The organism is Ramlibacter montanisoli (assembly GCF_013087525.1).
Taxonomy (GTDB): domain Bacteria; phylum Pseudomonadota; class Gammaproteobacteria; order Burkholderiales; family Burkholderiaceae_C; genus Ramlibacter; species Ramlibacter montanisoli.
Map to the genome: position 1 here is coordinate 59145 of NZ_JABFCS010000002.1, position 16849 is coordinate 75993.

Annotated in this window: 15 protein-coding genes and 2 pseudogenes; 5 read left to right on the forward strand and 12 right to left on the reverse strand. The window is 68.9% G+C overall.

Annotation, left to right across the window (positions count from 1 at the left end; translation table 11 throughout):
• Positions 1–31: 31 nt before the first annotated feature.
• The 3 genes and pseudogenes from ileS to HK415_RS22540 all read left to right on the forward strand — a co-directional run bounded on the left by ileS (position 32) and on the right by HK415_RS22540 (position 5186).
• Positions 32–2911, forward strand: a pseudogene (gene ileS, locus HK415_RS22530) (isoleucine--tRNA ligase).
• The gene (gene lspA / locus HK415_RS22535) at positions 2911–3423 is read left to right on the forward strand and encodes a signal peptidase II (RefSeq protein WP_171563648.1); all 513 of its coding nucleotides are present in this window, start codon (positions 2911–2913) and stop codon (positions 3421–3423) included. The pseudogene ileS and the gene lspA overlap by 1 nt, the downstream one beginning before the upstream one ends.
• 95 nt (positions 3424–3518) lie before the next feature.
• Positions 3519–5186, forward strand: a complete 1668-nt coding sequence (locus HK415_RS22540) for a Na/Pi cotransporter family protein (RefSeq protein ID WP_171563649.1) — start codon at positions 3519–3521, stop codon at positions 5184–5186.
• Here the strand turns inward: HK415_RS22540 and HK415_RS22545 are convergent.
• From HK415_RS22545 to HK415_RS22555, 3 genes are all read right to left on the reverse strand, one after another.
• Positions 5146–5583: a response regulator gene (locus HK415_RS22545; protein ID WP_171563650.1), complete on the reverse strand. Its 438-nt coding sequence runs from the start codon at positions 5581–5583 to the stop codon at positions 5146–5148. The genes HK415_RS22540 and HK415_RS22545 overlap by 41 nt on opposite strands.
• A 132-nt stretch (positions 5584–5715) precedes the next feature.
• Positions 5716–6510: an NUDIX hydrolase gene (locus HK415_RS22550; RefSeq protein WP_171563651.1), complete on the reverse strand. Its 795-nt coding sequence runs from the start codon at positions 6508–6510 to the stop codon at positions 5716–5718.
• Complete coding sequence (locus tag HK415_RS22555; RefSeq protein WP_171563652.1) at positions 6507–7490, reverse strand: quinone oxidoreductase family protein; 984 nt, start codon at positions 7488–7490, stop codon at positions 6507–6509. Before HK415_RS22555 ends, HK415_RS22550 begins: the two co-directional genes overlap by 4 nt.
• 112 nt (positions 7491–7602) lie before the next feature.
• Between HK415_RS22555 and HK415_RS22560 the strand changes: the two are divergent.
• Positions 7603–8501: pseudogene (locus tag HK415_RS22560) on the forward strand (DMT family transporter).
• Positions 8502–8548: 47 nt separating this feature from the next.
• Here HK415_RS22560 and HK415_RS22565 read toward each other — a convergent pair.
• Genes HK415_RS22565 through HK415_RS22600 form a run of 8 tightly spaced genes read right to left on the reverse strand, consistent with a single transcriptional unit; the run spans position 8549 to position 15272 of the window.
• Positions 8549–9037: a 2,4'-dihydroxyacetophenone dioxygenase family protein gene (locus HK415_RS22565; RefSeq protein WP_171563653.1), complete on the reverse strand. Its 489-nt coding sequence runs from the start codon at positions 9035–9037 to the stop codon at positions 8549–8551.
• Positions 9038–9049: 12 nt separating this feature from the next.
• Complete coding sequence (locus HK415_RS22570; RefSeq protein ID WP_171563654.1) at positions 9050–9802, reverse strand: SDR family NAD(P)-dependent oxidoreductase; 753 nt, start codon at positions 9800–9802, stop codon at positions 9050–9052.
• Positions 9799–10728 carry a sugar kinase gene (locus HK415_RS22575; RefSeq protein ID WP_171563655.1) on the reverse strand — a complete coding sequence of 310 codons (930 nt, stop codon included), beginning with the start codon at positions 10726–10728 and terminating at the stop codon, positions 9799–9801. Before HK415_RS22575 ends, HK415_RS22570 begins: the two co-directional genes overlap by 4 nt.
• A gap of 14 nt (positions 10729–10742) precedes the next feature.
• On the reverse strand, positions 10743–11390 hold the full coding sequence (locus HK415_RS22580; RefSeq protein ID WP_171563656.1) for an RraA family protein: 648 nt from the start codon (positions 11388–11390) through the stop codon (positions 10743–10745).
• Between the two features lie 34 nt (positions 11391–11424).
• Complete coding sequence (locus tag HK415_RS22585; RefSeq protein ID WP_171563657.1) at positions 11425–12387, reverse strand: C-terminal binding protein; 963 nt, start codon at positions 12385–12387, stop codon at positions 11425–11427.
• Between the two features lie 2 nt (positions 12388–12389).
• Positions 12390–13406 carry a TRAP transporter substrate-binding protein gene (locus HK415_RS22590; protein WP_171563658.1) on the reverse strand — a complete coding sequence of 339 codons (1017 nt, stop codon included), beginning with the start codon at positions 13404–13406 and terminating at the stop codon, positions 12390–12392.
• 29 nt (positions 13407–13435) lie between these two features.
• A complete protein-coding gene (locus HK415_RS22595; RefSeq protein ID WP_171563659.1) occupies positions 13436–14725 on the reverse strand; it encodes a TRAP transporter large permease in 1290 nt (429 codons plus the stop codon).
• A 13-nt stretch (positions 14726–14738) separates the two neighbouring features.
• The gene (locus tag HK415_RS22600) at positions 14739–15272 is read right to left on the reverse strand and encodes a TRAP transporter small permease (protein WP_171563660.1); all 534 of its coding nucleotides are present in this window, start codon (positions 15270–15272) and stop codon (positions 14739–14741) included.
• Between the two features lie 83 nt (positions 15273–15355).
• Here HK415_RS22600 and HK415_RS22605 point away from each other — a divergent pair, with 83 nt between their 5' ends.
• Positions 15356–16006, forward strand: a complete 651-nt coding sequence (locus HK415_RS22605) for a GntR family transcriptional regulator (RefSeq protein ID WP_171563661.1) — start codon at positions 15356–15358, stop codon at positions 16004–16006.
• A 31-nt stretch (positions 16007–16037) separates the two neighbouring features.
• Here HK415_RS22605 and HK415_RS22610 read toward each other — a convergent pair whose 3' ends face one another.
• Positions 16038–16835: an SDR family oxidoreductase gene (locus HK415_RS22610; protein WP_171563662.1), complete on the reverse strand. Its 798-nt coding sequence runs from the start codon at positions 16833–16835 to the stop codon at positions 16038–16040.
• Between the last annotated feature and the right edge of the window lie 14 nt (positions 16836–16849).

The following is a 16849-nucleotide window of genomic DNA, read 5'->3' on the forward strand; positions in this document are numbered from 1 at the left end:
GCATGACACTTTCCGCCGTCCGAGGCTTTCCATGACCGACAAGACCGACTACCGCGCCACCCTCAACCTGCCCGACACGCCCTTCCCCATGCGCGGCGACCTGCCCAAGCGCGAGCCGGGCTGGGTCAAGGAGTGGGAGGACCAGGGCCTGTACAAGCGCCTGCGCGTGGCGCGCGCCGGCCGGCAGAAGTTCATCCTGCACGACGGCCCGCCCTATGCGAACGGCCAGATCCACATGGGGCACGCGGTCAACAAGATCCTCAAGGACATGATCGTCAAGTCGCGCCAGCTCAAGGGGCTGGACGCGGCCTACGTGCCGGGCTGGGACTGCCACGGCCTGCCGATCGAGAACGCGATCGAGAAGAAGTTCGGCCGCAACCTGCCGCGCGACGAGATGCAGGCGAAAAGCCGCGCCTTCGCCACCGAGCAGATCGGCATCCAGATGGCCGACTTCAAGCGCCTGGGCGTGCTGGGCGACTGGGACCATCCCTACAAGACGATGGACTTCTCCAACGAGGCCGACGAGATCCGCGCCTTCAAGCGCGTGGTCGAGCGCGGCTTCGTGTACCGCGGGCTGAAGCCCGTGTACTGGTGCTTCGACTGCGGTTCGTCGCTGGCGGAATTCGAGATCGAGTACGCGGACAAGAAGTCGCAGACGCTGGATGTCGGGTTCAAGGCGAACGATGCGGCGAAGGTGTACGCGGCATTCGGGGTAGCGCCCCCACCCCAGCCCTCCCCGGAGGGGGAGGGAGCGAAGACGTCTTCGCGGTCATCTGGACCACCACCGCCTGGACCATCCCCGCCAACCAGGCACTGAACCTCAACCCGGAGATCGTCTACGCGCTGGTCGACACGCACGCCGCGCGGCAAGCTGATCCTGGCCGAGGTGCTGGTGGAGAAGGCGCTGGCGCGCTACAAGCTGGAGGGCAAGGTGTTGGCCACCACCGAGGGCAAGAACCTCGGCGGCCTGGAGTTCCGCCATCCGCTGTACGACGTCGACCCGGGCTACCGGCGCCTCTCGCCCATCTACCTGGCCGACTACGCCACCGCCGAAGACGGCACCGGCATCGTGCACTCCTCGCCTGCCTACGGCCTGGACGACTTCAACAGCTGCGTCGCGCACGGGATGAAGTACGACGACATCCTCAACCCGGTGCAGGGCAACGGCGCCTACGCGAAGGACTTCGCCCTGTTCGGCGGCGAGAACATCTGGAAGGCCGTGCCGCACATCATCGACACGCTGGACAAGGCGGGCCGGCTGTTCACCACCGAGAACATCACCCACAGCTACCCGCACTGCTGGCGCCACAAGACGCCGGTGATCTACCGCGCCGCCGCCCAGTGGTTCATCCGCGACGAGGGCGAGGGCGTGTTCACCAGGGACAAGGCGCCCGAGACGCTGCGCAACATGGCGCTGCGCGCGATCGAGGACACCAGCTTCTATCCGGAGAACGGCAAGGCGCGCCTGCGCGACATGATCGCCGGCCGGCCCGACTGGTGCATCAGCCGCCAGCGCAGCTGGGGCGTGCCCCTGCCCTTCTTCCTGCACAAGGACTCGGGCGAGCTGCATCCGAAGACGATGGAGATCCTCGACGTCGCCGCCGGCATGGTGGATGCGGGCGGCATCGAAGCCTGGAGCAAGGCCTCCACGGAGGAGATCCTGGCCAAGGTCGGTGCCGCGGCCGACGCGCCCCAGTACACCAAGAGCCAGGACATCCTGGAAGTCTGGTTCGACTCGGGCACGACGCACACCACGGTGCTCAAGGGCTCGCACGCGGGTGCCGCGCACGAGAACGGCCCGGAGGCCGATCTCTACCTGGAAGGGCACGACCAGCACCGCGGCTGGTTCCACTCCTCGCTGCTCACCGCCGCCGCCATGTACGGCCGCGCGCCCTACCGCGGCCTGCTCACGCACGGCTTCACGGTGGACAGCCAGGGCCGCAAGATGAGCAAGTCGCTGGGCAACGGCATCGAGCCGCAGCAGGTCAGCGGCAAGCTGGGCGCCGAGATCATCCGCCTGTGGGTGGCGGCCTCCGACTACTCGGGCGACATCGCCGGCGACGACAAGATCCTCGCCCGCGTGGTGGACGCCTACCGCCGCATCCGCAACACGCTGCGCTTCCTGCTGGCCAACGTCAGCGACTTCGATCCCGCCAAGGACGCGGTGCCGCAGTCGGAACTGCTGGAGATCGACCGCTACGCCCTGTCGCGCGCCGCCGAGTTCCAGGCGGAGGTGCTGGCGCACTACGAGGTGTACGAGTTCCACCCGGTGGTGGCCAAGCTGCAGGTGTACTGCTCCGAAGACCTCGGCGCCTTCTACCTTGACGTGCTCAAGGACCGTCTTTACACGACGGCGCCCAAGTCGCACGCCCGCCGCAGCGCGCAGACGGTCCTATGGAACATCACGCACGCCATGCTGCGCTGGATGGCGCCTTTCCTCAGCTTCACCGCGGAAGAAGCGTGGAAGGTGTTCGGCGGCTCCGACTCGATCTTCCTGGAGGAGTACGCCGAGATCGGCGGCCCGGACGCCGCGCTGCTGGCCAAGTGGAACCGCATCCGCGAGATCCGGAACGTTGCCAACAAGTTCATCGAGGACTTGAGAGCAGAAGGGAAAGTGGGCTCGTCATTGCAGGCCAATCTGGCCGTGCGGGCCAACGCCAAGGACTTGGCCTTGCTGCAGTCGCTGGGCGACGACCTGAAGTTTGTCTTCATTACGTCTAAAGTTGCTTTGGACCCTGTTCCCCTGGCTGACGGCGACTTGTCCATCGGGGTCGAGGCGTCGCAGGGCCAGAAGTGCGACCGCTGCTGGCACTGGCGCGACGACGTCGGCAGCGACGCCGCCCATCCGGCGCTGTGCGGCCGCTGCGTGAGCAACCTGTTCGGCGCCGGCGAAGCGCGGGTGCACGCCTGATGGCCCGCGGCGACACCCTCTCCCTGCGCGGTTCGGCCACGGGCAGCATGCTGCCCTGGCTGGGCCTGGCCCTGATCATCCTGATCGTCGACCAGCTCACGAAAGTATTGATCCTGGGGCACTACAAGCACGGCGATTCGACCTACATCACGCCCTTCTTTAACCTCGTGCGGGCGCACAACACCGGGGCCGCCTTCTCCTTCCTGGCGGCGGCATCGGGCTGGCAGCGCTGGCTGTTCACCGGCATCGGGGTGGCGGCGACGGTCTTCATCGTGTACCTGCTGCGCACCCACCCGGGGCAGAAGCTGTTCTCCTTCGCCCTGGCCTGCATCCTGGGCGGCGCCGTAGGCAACGTGATCGACCGCCTGCTGCACGGCTACGTGGTGGACTTCCTGCAGTTCCACTGGGGCGGCTGGTACTTCCCGGCCTTCAACGTGGCCGACGCCGGCATCACCGTCGGCGCCGTCTGCCTGGTGCTCGACGAGCTGCTGCGCGTGCGGCGTTCCCGCTGACCGTTGTTCCGGCGCAGCGGGAGGGCTTCCCGCGCCGCTGACGGGATTGACCCTGAGCCCCCAAGGCCGGGGTGCGGCGTATCATTGTTTCAAACATGAAGCATCTGCTGAACCTGCTGGCAGCCGTGGCGCTGCTGGTCTGGGGCACGTATCTCGTTCGCACCGGCATCCTCCGGGTCTTCGGCGGCAACCTGCGGCAGGTCCTCGCGCGCAGCATCGACACCCGCCCGGCCGCCGCCATGGCCGGACTCGGGGTCACGGCCCTGGTGCAGTCCAGCACCGCCACCGCGCTGATCGTCTCCTCCTTCGTCGGCCAGGGCCTGGTGGCCCTGCCCACGGCGCTGGCCGTCATGCTGGGGGCCGACGTCGGCACCAGCCTGATGACGGTGGTGTTCTCCTTCGACCTGTCCTGGCTGTCGCCCCTGTTCATCTTCGTCGGCGTGGTGCTGTTCATCACGCGCCAGGCCACGCCGCTCGGGCGCTTCGGCCGCGTGCTGATCGGCCTGGGGCTGATGCTGCTGGCGCTGCGGCTGGTGTCGGAGTCGACCGCCATCATGGTCAAGTCCCCGGCGGTGCAGGCGCTGCTGCTGACCCTCTCCAGCGACATCCTGCTGGAGATCACGGTCGGCGCGGTGCTGGCCGTCATCGCCTATTCCAGCCTGGCCATCGTGCTGCTCACGGCCACGCTCGCCGCCTCCGGCGCCATCCCGCTGGACGTCGCGCTCGGCCTGACGCTGGGCGCCAACCTCGGCAGCGGCCTGCTCGGCGTGCTGGCCACCGCCAAGTCCAGCGTCGAAGTGCGGCAGGTGCCGATCGGCAACCTGGTGTTCAAGATCGTCGGCGTGATCATGGCCGCGCCCTTCGCCGCCTTCTGGATCCGCACGCTCAAGCCCTACCTGCCCGAGCCCGCGACGGTGGTGGTGCTGTACCACCTGGTGTTCAACGTGCTGATCGCGCTGATCTTCCTGGCCTTCACCCACATCGTCGCGCGCTGGGTCGAGCAGTGGCTGCCCAAGCCGGACCGCAACATGGTCGCCGGCCGGCCGCACCACCTGGACCCGTCGGCACTGGCCACGCCCTCGCTGGCGATCTCCAATGCCGCACGCGAAGCGCTGCACCAGGCCGACATCGTGGAGACCATGCTGCTGGGCATGCTGCGCGTGATCAAGGACAACGACCTGCGCCTGGCCGAGGAGTTGCGGCGCATGGACGACACGGTCGACCAGCTCTATTCCGCGATCAAGTACTACCTGACCAAGATCTCACGCGAGGCGCTGGGCGAGGAGGAAAGCAAGCGCTGGACGGACATCATCAGCTTCACGATCAACATGGAGCAGATCGGCGACATCATCGAGCGCGTGCTGCTGGACATCGAGGACAAGAAGATCAAGAAGGGGCGCAACTTCTCCGACGCCGGCATGGCGGAGATCTGCGAGCTGCATGCGCGCCTGGTGGACAACCTGCGGCTGGGCATGAGCGTGTTCCTCAACGGCTCGGTGCGCGACGCGCAGAAGCTGCTGGAGGAAAAGGCGCGCTTCCGCGACCTGGAGCGCGCCTATGCGGGCACGCACCTGACGCGCCTGACCGAGAACACCGTGCAGAGCATCGAGACCAGCTCGCTGCACCTCGACCTGATCAGCGACCTCAAGCGGATCAACTCGCACATCTGCTCGATCGCCTATCCCATCCTGGATTCGGCCGGGGCGCTGTCGCCCACCCGCTTCAGGCAGGTGTTGCCGGAAGAACCGTCGCGGGCGTTGTAGCCGCCGCGGCCGGCGCCTGGCCGCCCGCGCGTTCGCCCTTCAGGCGCGCGCAATAGTCCACCAGCATCTCCAGCTCGGTCGACTTGTCGAACACCGCGTCCGCGCCCAGCTGCATGCAGCGCCAGCGCACGTCGCGCGAGGAATGGTTGCTGAGCACCACCACCTTCTGCCCGGCCTTGCGCTTGCGGCAGGCGTCCAGCACGTTCATGCCGCTGCCTTCGCGCAGGAACAGGTCGATCACCGCGAGGTCCCACTCGTTGTGGCACAGCCAGCGCTTCGCCTCGTGCTCCGATTCGGTGGTGCCGACGGGCTCGACCTGCGCGAGCTCCTTCAGGGTTTCGATGAGGTTGTCCCGGATCGTCGAGCTGTCCTCGACGATGTAGGCGCGAAACGTCATTGCTGCTTCTCCAGGGTGCAGGGGACGGCCTCAGGGCCGCCTCATGGGACAGGACTCTAGGTTCGGCACGTCAGCGGTGCTGAAAGCGGCCAAGCCATGCTGCTGTAGGAAAGGGCAACTCAGGAGCGCCGATCACGCCCCGTACGCGGCCAGCAGGATCAGCGCCGCGTCGACGGTGAACTCGCCGGCCTCCAGCCTTTGCGTGAGCTCGTCGGCCGCCATCACGCGGAAGCCGGCGACCTCGCCGTCCTGGTTGGCGGGCACCACGCCCGCCGGCAGCCTTGCAGCGTACCAGTCCAGGGCCTCGACCACGTAACCGTGTGCGAGCTCGGCGAAGGGCCGCTGCGTGGTGACCCGTCCGCCATGGCGCAGTTCGCGCAACTGCGGCACGCGCAGCCCGGCCTCTTCCCAGGTCTCGCGTTCCAGCGCCTGTTCGACGCTGTCGCTGGCCGGCACCATGCCGCCCACCAGCGTGTCCCACAGTCCCGGGTCGGTCGGCTTGTCGAAGGCGCGCTGCTGCAGCCAGACCTGTCCCGCATCGTCCACGGCCGTGAGGTGCACCGCATGCGTTGCGATCCCCAGCGGGCGCACCGCCGCGCGTTCGACCGTGCCGACCAGCGTGCCGCCGTCGCCGCGCACCGCCAGCTGTTCGTCGCGCCAGGCGTGGGCCAGGCCCGTGTCGCGCAGCACTTCGGCGATGTGCGCCAGCGAGGCCGTGGGTTCGCCCTCCAGCATCCAGCCGCCACGTGCCGCGTCCGCGCGCAGCACGGCGCCGGCTGCCAGGCCGGCGCGCCCGAACAGGTCGGGCTCGACCGAGCCGATGCGCTCGCCGGCGCACCACAGGGGCACGCGCGGACGCAGCGGCGGCGCGTGCGCCGCCGCGCGCAGCCGGTCGCGCCAGGCGGGCGCCGGCTGCAGGCGGGTCACAGGGTGAGGATGGTGCAGCCGGTGGTCTTGCGCGCTTCCAGCGCCTGGTGCGCCTCGCGCACCTGCGCCAGCGGGAACTTCTGGTCGATGCGGATCTTCACCTTGCCGCTGGTGACGGCGGCGAACAGGTCGTCCGCCATCTGCTGCGTGGCCTCGCGCGTGGCGATGTGCGTGAACAGTGTCTGGCGCGTGACGTAGAGCGAACCCTTCACGCCCAGGATGCCGGGGGCGAACGGCGGCACCGGACCGGAGGCATTGCCGAAGCTGGCCATCAGGCCGAAGGGCGACAGGCAGTCCAGCGACTTGTCCCAGGTGTCCTTGCCGACCGAGTCGTACACCACCTTCACGCCCTTGCCGCCGGTGATCTCCTTGACCTTGTCCTTGAAGTCTTCCTTGCTGTAGTTCACCATGAACTCGGCGCCGAGCGACTTGGCCAGCTGGCATTTCTCGTCGCTGCCGGCCGTGCCGATCAGGCGCAGGCCCATGGCCTTGGCCCACTGCACGGCGATCAGGCCGACGCCGCCGGCCGCCGCATGGAACAGCACGAAGTCGCCTTCCTTCAGGCCACCCTGGGGCTGCGTGCGCTTGAGCAGGTACTGCGCCGTCAGGCCCTTGAGCATCATGGCGGCGCCGGTGTCGAAGTCGATCGCATCGGGCAGCTTGCACACGGTCTTGGCCGGCATCACCCGCACTTCGGAGTAGGAGCCGGGCGGCTGGCTGGCATAGGCGGCGCGGTCGCCGGCCTTCAGGTGCGTGACGCCCTGGCCCACGGCCTCGACGATGCCGGAGCCTTCCATGCCCAGCGTCGCCGGCATCGGCAGCTGGTACAGGCCGGTGCGGTGGTACACGTCGATGAAGTTCAGGCCGACGGCCTTGTGGCGGATGCGGATCTCGCCGGGGCCGGGATCGCCCACCTGCACGTCCGCCAGTTCCATCTGCTCGGGGCCGCCATGCTGGCGGATCTGGACCGCTTTGCTCACGTGAGTCTCCTGTTGCTGTGACCTGGGAATGCCGCGCATCGTGCCACGAATCCGCCGGTCCCGCCCCGGCAGGGACAGGCGCGGCCCTCGGCTACAGTCGCCCGCTGCAGCGATGAACCAGCGCCTCACCTTCTCCACCGCCCTGCTCCTCACGCTGCCACCGGTGCTCTGGGCGGGCAATGCCGTCGTCGGCCGGCTGGTGGCGCCGCTGGTGCCGCCGCTCACGCTCAACTTCCTGCGCTGGGCGCTCGCCTTCCTCCTGCTGCTGCCGCTGGCGTGGCGGGTGCTGCGCGCCGACAGCCCGGTCTGGGCCGGCATGCGCCGCTACGCAGTGCTGGGCCTGCTGGGCGTGGGCTGCTACAACGCGCTGCAGTACCTCGCGGTGAAGACCTCGACGCCGGTCAACGTCACGCTGGTGGGTTCCAGCATGCCCGCCTTCATGCTCGGACTGGGCGCGGCCTTCTTCCACCAGCGCATCACGCAGCGGCAGCTCGTGGGCGCGGTGCTGTCGATCGCCGGCGTTCTGGTCGTGCTGGCGCGCGGCGAGCCCGCGCACCTCGCGCAGGTGCGTTTCGTCGCCGGCGACCTCTACATGCTGCTGGCCACCGCCGCCTGGGCGCTGTACAGCTGGCTGCTCACGCGGCCGGGCGACGCACCCGAAGTGCGCCGCGACTGGGCAGCGTTCCTGATGGCGCAGCTGGTGCCCGGGCTCGCGTGGTCGGGCATGTTCGCAGCGACCGAGTCGGCGGTGGGCACGCAGGCCATCCAGTGGGGGGTGCCGCTGCTGCTCGCGCTGGTGTACATCGCGGTCGGGCCGGCGATCGTCGCGTACCGCGCGTGGGGACTCGGCGTGCAACGCGTGGGCCCAACATCGCGGGCTTCTTCTCCAACCTCACGCCGCTGTTCGCAGCCTTGTTCTCCGCTGCATTCCTCGGCGAACCGCCGCAGCTCTACCATGCAGCGGCCTTCGTGCTCATCGTGGGCGGAATCCTCGTTTCGTCGAAACGCTGAACCGCGGATTCCTGCGCTTGCCCGCCGGGCACCGCCGGACGCGCGCTTCAGCGGATGTACTGGTCGACGAAGGCGGCACCCAGGCCGCAGGCCTCGTAATGCCGGCGGCACAGGTCGATCTTGGAGTGCACGTCCTCGTAGCCGGTGACCGCGCCCTTCTCGTCCACGTACACCATGGCACCGTGGATGTTGAAGAAGGTGATCATCTCCTGCGCGCCGCTCGCCTCGTCCACCACCAGCGTGTGGATCTCGCCGGGTGGCTCGTACACGAAGGAGCCCTCGCGCGCGACCCAGTCGTGCTCCAGGTAGCGCCAGGCGCCCTTGAGCACCAGGCCCGTCACCCACGAGGGATGGATGTGCCGCGAGAGCACGCCCGACTTGCGCACGCGCAGCAGGTTGCACCAGCTGCCGGTCACGGTGTTGAGCAGCAGCGGGCGGAACCACACGTCCTTGGCCTGCGGCACCCAGACGCGCTCGTCCTCGGGAATGGCCTGCTCGGCGATCTCGGGGCGGATGCCGGGAAGCTGGAAGATCATGCGCAGGTCCTTTCAGGAAACGAGGTAGCCGCCGTCGACCGGCAGCACCACGCCGGTGACGAAGCCGGCGGCCGGCGAGGCGAGGAACAGCACGGCACCGGCCACGTCCTCCGGCCGGCCCCAGCGCGCCAGCGGCGTGCGCCCGAGGATCGCCTGGCTGCGCGCCGGGTCCTCCTGCAGCGCACCGGTCAGGCGCGTGGCGATCCAGCCGGGCGCGATGGCGTTGACGCGGATGCCGTCGGCCGCATAGGCGATCGCCAGCGACTTGGTCATCTGCGCGACGCCGCCCTTGCTCGCCGAGTAACCGGGCACCAGGCCGCCGCCGAAGAAGCTGAGCATGGACGCGGTGTTGACGATGCAGCCGCCGCCGCCGGCCTTGAGCTTGGCGCGCGCGGCCGCGCAGGCGCGCATGCTGCCGTTGAGGTTGATGTCCACGACCTGCGCGAACACCGCGGGGTCCAGCTCGTCGCCGCGCCGCAGGATGCCGGCGCAGTTGACCAGCACGTCGAGGCGCGGCAGTGCGTCCACGCAGGCGCGCACGGCCGCGTCGTCGCGCACGTCGAGTTCAACGTGCGTGCATCCGGCCAGGGTCTCGTCGGCTGCCGCGCCTTGAACGTCGGCACGCGTGGCACCCGTCACCTGCACCTGCGCGCCGGCCTGCCGGAAGGCGGCGGCGATGCCGGCACCGATGCCGGAAGTACCGCCCACCACCAGCACCTGGCGGCCGGCGAACAGGCCAGGCGCGTAGCTCGCGTGCGCGTTCATGCGGGATATTCCTTCAGTGCTGCGCGGACCTGTTCGGCGCGCGGGATCGGTTCCACCGCACCATAGCCTTCGGTGGACAATGCCGCCGCCACCACCGCGTAGCGGGCCGCGTCGCGCAGCGCATCGCCGGCGACCAGGCGCGCCAGCAGCGCGCCGCCGAAGGTGTCGCCCGCGCCGGTGGCGTCCACCGGCGTGCAGCGGTGCGGCGGCAGCTGCCAGCGCTGCTTGCCGTCGGTGACCAGCGCGCCCTGCGCGCCCATCTTGAGCGCGACCACCTTCGCGCCCAGCTGGAGGCAGAAGTCGAGCAGCGCCTCGGGCGCCTGCAGCCCGCTGATCGCCTGCACGTCCTCCATGCTGGGCAGGCAGATGTCGCTCAGGCGGATGAGCTCGCGCATCACGGCGCGCGCGCGGGCGATCGGCCACAGCTTCAGGCGCAGGTTGGTGTCGAAGGACACCTGCACGCCGGCGGTGCGGGCGATGTCCACCGCCGCGAAGCAGGTGTCGCAGGCGCTGTCGGAGATCGCCGCGGAGATGCCGGAAAGGTGCAGCACGCGCGCGGACGCGATGCGCTCGCGCGGCAGGTCCTGCGGCTTCATGCGGCTGGCCGCCGAGCCCTTGCGGAAGAAGCTGAAATGGTGGCCCTGCGCGTCGTGCGTCACGAAGTAGGCGGCGGTGAAGGCCTCCGCGTCGGTCCGCACGCCGGCATGGTCCACGCCCTCGCGCTGCCACAGTTCGCGCAGCATGCGGCCATAGACGTCGTCGCCGACCGCGGAGAGGTAGCCCACCTGCGCGCCCTGGCGGGCGGCCGCGATGGCCGCGTTGGAGGTGTCGCCGCCGAAGCCCTGCAGGTACATCCGGCCGCCGCCTTCGCCGGTCTGGTTGAATTCGACCATGGGCTCGCCCAGGGCCAGGATGTCGGTCTGCACCGGCGATTCCTCCTTCAAATGCGGCCGTACTTGGCGAGTCCCTTGCGCAGCGACTTCTCCGCCACGATCAGCTTGGCCTGCTCCAGCTCGCGGGCGTCGATCTCGACGGCCATGGCCAGCACCTCGGCCGCCTTGTCCTTGGGCACCACCACCACGCCGTCGATGTCGGCAACGATCAGGTCGCCGGGATGCACGATGATGCCACCGACTTCCACCGGCACCTGCGAGGCGACCGTCTTGTAGCGGCCCAGCGTGGTGCCAGGGCTCACCGAACGGGCGAACACCGGGAAGTCGTAGTCGCGGCGGATCTCCGGGATGTCGCGCACGCCGCCGTCGAGGATGGCACCGGCGTGGCCGTTGGCGTAGGCGCCCGCGGTCATCAGGCCGCCCCACACCGCCACTTCGGACTCGCCGCCGGCGATCGAGATCACGATCACGCTGCCCGCCGGCGCCTCGTCGATCAGGTCCAGCGCGTGCGTCGGCGGCAGGAATTCGTCGGTGGCCGCTTCCAGCACGGTGGCCGCCGGGCCCACCACGCGCTTGTCGTTGATGCGGGGCTTGATGCTGCTGTGCATGTAGCCGCGCTTGCCGCACACCTTGTCCACCGCGTCGGCCACGGAGGCCACGGCCACGGTCTGGAATCCTGCGATCAGTTCTTTCATTCTTCGCTCCATTCGGAAAATCTTCACCAGCGGTTCAGCCAGTGCTTGGGGGTTCGCCGCGCAGCACGCGCACCGCTTCCTGCGCCGTCTTCAGCTGCAGCTCGCGCATCGCTTCCTCGCTGTACCAGCCGATGTGGTTGGTCACCACCACGTTGTCCAGCGCGAACAGCGGGTGCTTCGGGTCCGGCGGCTCGTGCTCGAACACGTCCAGCCCCGCGCCCAGGATGCGGCCGGAGGCCAGCGCGCGGTACAGCGCTTCGATGTCCACCAGCCCGCCGCGCGCCGTGTTCACCAGAATGGCGGTGGGACGCATCAGCGCGAGGCGGCGCTCGTCGATCAGGTGCCGCGTCTCCGGCTTCATCGGCGCGTGCAGGGAAATCAGGTCGGCTTCGCGGCAGATCTCGTCGACGCTGGCTGCTTCGGTGCCCGGCGGCAGCTGTGCATGCGGGTCGTTCACCAGGATGCGGCCGAAGCCGAATCCGGCGAGCTTCTCCTGCGTCATGCGGGCGATGCGGCCATAGCCCACCAGGCCCAGCGTGCGCCCGCGCAGGCGGTACATGGGTTTCAGCACGCCGGTGGACCAGCGGCCGGACCGCACTTCGGCGTCGTGCAGCTGGATGCGGCGCACCACCGCCAGCGCCAGCGCCACCGCCTGGCTGCTCACCTCGTCGATGCCGTAGTCCGGCACGTTGGCCACGGCGATGCGGCGCTCGCGCGCCGCCGCCATGTCGATGTTGTCCACGCCGATGCCGTAGCGGATGATCGCCCGGCAGCGGTCCATGGCGGCTATCACCTCGCGCGGCACCGGCGACTCGCGCACCAGCACGATGTCGGCGCCGCGCACCGACTGCGCCGCCGCCGCCGTGTCGCGGCGGCAGGGGCGCAGCTCGAAGCGCGCGCCGGCCTCGGCCATCAGCGCCTCTTCCTGGTCGTACGCGGCGTAGCCGTCGTCCAGCGCGACGACGCGCAGCGTCGCCGCGGCTGCCTGCGCCTGCATGCTCACTTGCGGGTGCTGTCGGCCGCCTTGAGCAGCTTCTCGGTCCACTCCTTGCTGACGTCGGCATCCAGGTAGGCCTTCACGGCCGGCTGCGACATCTTGCGGAAGCGGTCCACTTCGGCCGGCGTCAGCTCGGTGACGGTCATGCCCTTCTCGCTCAGCACCTTCTTGGCCGACAGGTCCTGCTCGCGCGTCATGTCGTTGTGGATCTTCTTGGCCTTCTGCACGCCCTCGTCCACGGCCTTCTTCTCGGCGGCGGTCAGGCCGTTGTAGAAGCGGTCGCTGACCAGGTAGGCGTGCAGGCTGTAGACGTGGCCGTCCAGCGTCACGTGCTTCTGGTGCTGGAACAGGCTGGCCGCGAGGATGTTGGTCACGCCGTTCTCCTGGCCGTCCGCCGTGCCTTGCGCCAGCGCGGCGGGCAGCTCGCCCCAGTCGATCGCCGTGGGACTGCCGCCAAGCGATTCGACCAGCTTCACGAACACCGGGCTGGGCTGCACGCGCATCTTCAGGCCCTTCATGTCCTCGGGCGTCTTGATCGGGCGCTTGGAGTTGGTGAAGTGGCGGATGCCGTTGTCGGCGTAGGCCATCAGCTTGATGCCGGTCTTCTTGCGCATGTCCTCGGCCAGGTCCTTGCCGAACTGGCCTTCCAGCACGCGGTAGGCGTGGGCGTGGTCGTTGAACAGGTAGGGCAGGCCGAAGATGTTGAAGGTCTTGTAGACGCCGGGGATGCCGCCGTCGTGCACGACCGCCAGTTCCACGGTGCCCAGGCGCAGGCCTTCCATCATCTGCTGCGCGGTGCCCAGCTGGCCGGCCGGGTAGATCTCGACCTTCAGCGAGCCGTTGCTGGCCTTCTCCACGTGCTCCTTGAAGGCCTGAGCGGCGACGTGCTTGGGCTGGTCGGCCTTGGCCGGCTGGAAGTGCGCGTACTTGATCACCTTCTGCGCGTGCGCGGGCAGTGCGGTGAAGGCGGCGCACGCGATGGCCGCCATGGCCGCGAGCGTCAAACGTTTCGAGTTCATGGATCGTCTCCTGTAGAAATAGTGCAGGCTTAGTTCCTGTAGCCCATCAGGCCCGGCAGCCATGTCGACAACGCGGGGAAGAAAGTGAGGAGTCCCAGCACCACCAGCAGCGCGACCAGCATGGGCCGCGCCTCGCGCACCATGCGGCCCATGGGCACGCCGGAGACGATGGAGGTGACGAAGAGGAGGCCGCCCACCGGCGGCGTGATCATCCCGAGCGTGAGGTTCACGATCACCACGATCGCGAAGTGCAGCGGGTTCAGGCCGGCGGCGTCGGCCAGCGGCGCCAGGATGGGCACCATGATCATCACGCCCGGCAGCGGCTCGATGAAGATGCCCACCAGCAGCAGCAGCACGTTGATCGCCAGCAGCAGCGCCACCGGCGACAGCTGCAGGCTGGCCACCCAGGAGGTGACCGTCTGCGGGATCTGTCCCACCGTCAGCACCCAGGCCAGCACCGCGGATGCCGCGACGATGAACATGATCGACGCCGTCATCAGCGCCGTGCGGAACAGGATGGCCGGCAGCATGTCGAAGCGCAGCGTGCCGTACACGAAGCGTCCGACCAGCAGCGCGTAGAGCACGGCGGCGGCGGAGGCCTCGGTCGGCGTGAACACGCCGAAGTGGATGCCGCCCAGGATGATGAAGGGCAGCACCAGCGCCGGCAGCGCGCGCAGCACCAGCCGCAGGATCGGCGTGCGGTCGATCAGGTCCTCGCTCGAGCGGTAGTTCCGCTTCACGCTGACCATGTGGTTGACGACGGCCAGCGATCCCGCGATCAGCAGGCCCGGCACCACGCCGGCCAGGAACAGGCCGGTGATGGTGACGCTGTTGTCGGTCAGCGCGTAGATGATCATGATGATCGAGGGCGGGATGATCGGCCCGACGATCGCCACCGAGGCGGTCAGCGCGGCGGCGTAGGCGTCGCTGTAGCCGGCCTTGCGCATCATCTTGATCAGCATCGCGCCCGGTCCCGCCGCATCCGCCAGCGCCGAGCCGCTGATGCCGGAGAAGAAGGTCAGCGTGAGGATGTTGGCGTGGCCCAGGCCGCCGCGCCGGCGTCCCACCAGGCGCGCGGCCAGGTGCAGCAGCACGTCGGTCAGCGCGCCGCCGGACATCAGTTCGGCCGCGAGGATGAAGAAGGGGATGGCCAGCAGCGGGAAGCTGTCGAGGCCGCTGAACATGTTCTGGATCACCACCAGGGGCGTCATGCCCGGTTTCATCCAGACCGCCGCCAGCCCCGCGATCAGCATCGCGAAGGCGATCGGCGCCCCCAGGATCATCATCCCGAGGAAGCAGAAGGTGAGGACCGCGCTCATGGATGCCGCTTCCTCACAGCGCCTGCGGATCGAAGCCGTCGATGTGTTCCCACTCGCCGGTCGTGATCCAGCGGCGCGCCACCAGCACCAGGTGCGCGAGCATCAGCGCGGCACCGATCGGGATGGCGAGGTAGACCATGCCGAAGGACCAGCCCAGCACCGGCGTCTCCTGTTCCCAGCCGAACATGGCGTACTCCACGCCCAGCCAGGCCAGCACCACCAGCGTCAGGCCGACCACCGCCACCAGCAGCGAGCGCAGCCAGCGCGCGCCCTTGGGCGGCAGCGCCGCCGGCAGCGTGTCCACGGCGATGTGGCCGCCGACGCGCAGCGCCAGGCCGGCCCCGAGGAAGGCGGTCCAGATCATCAGGTAGCGCGAGGCCTCTTCCACCCAGGTGAAGGAGTGCAGGAACACGTAGCGCGAAATCACGTTGGCGATGACCAGGGTGGCCATCGCCGCCAGCAGCAGGATCAGCACCCAGCGGTTGGCCGAGAGGAACAGCTGCTCCCACCTTCCCGCCGGCGCCTGCGGCTGCTCGGGGTTTTCCATCACGCGCTCCAGTTGTCGGATGGTCGCGGATCGTATCTAATATCTCAGATCTGGCATCCGAAGAAACCCTAGGCCATGAACCTATGAATGCACCCCTCCTCGTCGAACGGCCGCAGCTTCTGACGGACTTGGCGTACGAACGCCTGCGCGAAGGCATCGTCGCGGGTGAACTCAAGCTGGGCCAGCAGGTGTCCGAAGCACAGTTGGCGGCGCGCATGGGCATCAGCAAGACGCCGATCCGCGAGGCACTGGTGCGGCTGAAGATGGAAGGGCTGGTGGAGATCCAGCCGCAGCGCGGCACCTTCGTGTTCCGCCTGACGCCGGAACAGGTCGGCCAGTTGTGCCGCTACCGCGCCATGATCGAGGTGGCGGCGCTGCGCGAGGCCTACGCCACGCACCGCAAGGAACTGCTGCAGGGCCTCAAGCGCCTGGTCGCGGAGATGGAAGTGGCCGAACGCAGCGGCGACCTGGCGCCGCTGTCACGGCTGGACATGAACTTCCACTTCGAGCTGCTGGCGTGCTGCCCCAATCCCTACCTGCGCGCCGCCTACGAACTGATCCGCTTCCAGCTCACTGCCCTGCGCCAGCGCTCGCCGATCAGCAACATGGTGGACAGCCACGAGGTGCTGGTGCGCGCGCTCGAGCGCGGCGACCTCGAGGGCGCCTGCCGCATGCTGGAGACGCACGTGCTGGAGAACGAGGCGCGCTACATCGCGGCCTGCGGGGTGGACTGAACGCGGGCCGCAGGGCCGGCCCGTATCCCGCTCAGAAGGTGCCCGGGAAGGCGCCGCCGTCGACCAGCACGTTCTGGCCGACGATGTAGGCCGCCTGCTGGCTGCACAGGAAGGCGCAGATCGCGCCGAATTCCTCCGAGGTGCCGAAGCGCTGCGCGGGCACGCCTTTCTTGCGCGCATCGACGATCTGCTCCACGGACTGGCCGGTCTTCTGGGCCAGGCCCGCGAAGTTGCCACGCAGGCGGTCGGTGTCGAAGGCGCCCGGCATCAGGTTGTTGATGGTCACGTTGGCGGAGGCCAGCTTGGTCTCGCGCGCGAGGCCCGCGACGAAGCCCGTGAGGCCGCTGCGCGCGCCGTTGGACAGGCCCAGCGTGCCGATCGGCGCCTTCACCGCGCCCGAGGTGATGTTGACCACGCGGCCGAAGCCGCGCTGCGCCATGCCGTCCACCAAGGACTTGATCAGCTCGATGGGCGCAAGCATGTTGGCGTCGATCGCCTTGAGCCAGTCCTCGCGGCTCCAATCGCGGAAGTTGCCGGGCGGCGGGCCGCCGGCGTTGTTGACCAGGATGTCGAAGTCCTTGCGGAAGGCGAAGACCTTGGCGCGGCCTTCGGGCGTGGCGATGTCCGCGGCGATGGCTTCGACCTGCGTGCCCTTGGGCACCTCCGGGTCGGCGCGCAGCTTGTCCGCCGCCGCATTGAGGGAGTCGGCGGTGCGCGCGACGATCACGACGTGAACTCCTTCACGCGCCAGTGCCTGCGCGCAGCCGAAGCCCAGCCCCTTGCTCGCGCCGCAGACCAGCGCCCATTTGCCCGAGATGCCCAAGTTCATAGAATGCCTGCAGT

Coding starts and splice junctions, on each gene's coding strand:
- HK415_RS22595 (WP_171563659.1), bottom strand. CDS start 14,725: ATGAGCGCGGTCCTCACCTTCTGCTTCCTCGGGATGATGATCCTGGGG.
- HK415_RS22540 (WP_171563649.1), top strand. CDS start 3,519: ATGAAGCATCTGCTGAACCTGCTGGCAGCCGTGGCGCTGCTGGTCTGG.
- HK415_RS22580 (WP_171563656.1), bottom strand. CDS start 11,390: ATGAAAGAACTGATCGCAGGATTCCAGACCGTGGCCGTGGCCTCCGTG.
- HK415_RS22610 (WP_171563662.1), bottom strand. CDS start 16,835: ATGAACTTGGGCATCTCGGGCAAATGGGCGCTGGTCTGCGGCGCGAGC.
- HK415_RS22605 (WP_171563661.1), top strand. CDS start 15,356: ATGAATGCACCCCTCCTCGTCGAACGGCCGCAGCTTCTGACGGACTTG.
- lspA (WP_171563648.1), top strand. CDS start 2,911: ATGGCCCGCGGCGACACCCTCTCCCTGCGCGGTTCGGCCACGGGCAGC.
- HK415_RS22600 (WP_171563660.1), bottom strand. CDS start 15,272: ATGGAAAACCCCGAGCAGCCGCAGGCGCCGGCGGGAAGGTGGGAGCAG.
- HK415_RS22585 (WP_171563657.1), bottom strand. CDS start 12,387: ATGCAGGCGCAGGCAGCCGCGGCGACGCTGCGCGTCGTCGCGCTGGAC.
- HK415_RS22545 (WP_171563650.1), bottom strand. CDS start 5,583: ATGACGTTTCGCGCCTACATCGTCGAGGACAGCTCGACGATCCGGGAC.
- HK415_RS22590 (WP_171563658.1), bottom strand. CDS start 13,406: ATGAACTCGAAACGTTTGACGCTCGCGGCCATGGCGGCCATCGCGTGC.
- HK415_RS22570 (WP_171563654.1), bottom strand. CDS start 9,802: ATGAACGCGCACGCGAGCTACGCGCCTGGCCTGTTCGCCGGCCGCCAG.
- HK415_RS22565 (WP_171563653.1), bottom strand. CDS start 9,037: ATGATCTTCCAGCTTCCCGGCATCCGCCCCGAGATCGCCGAGCAGGCC.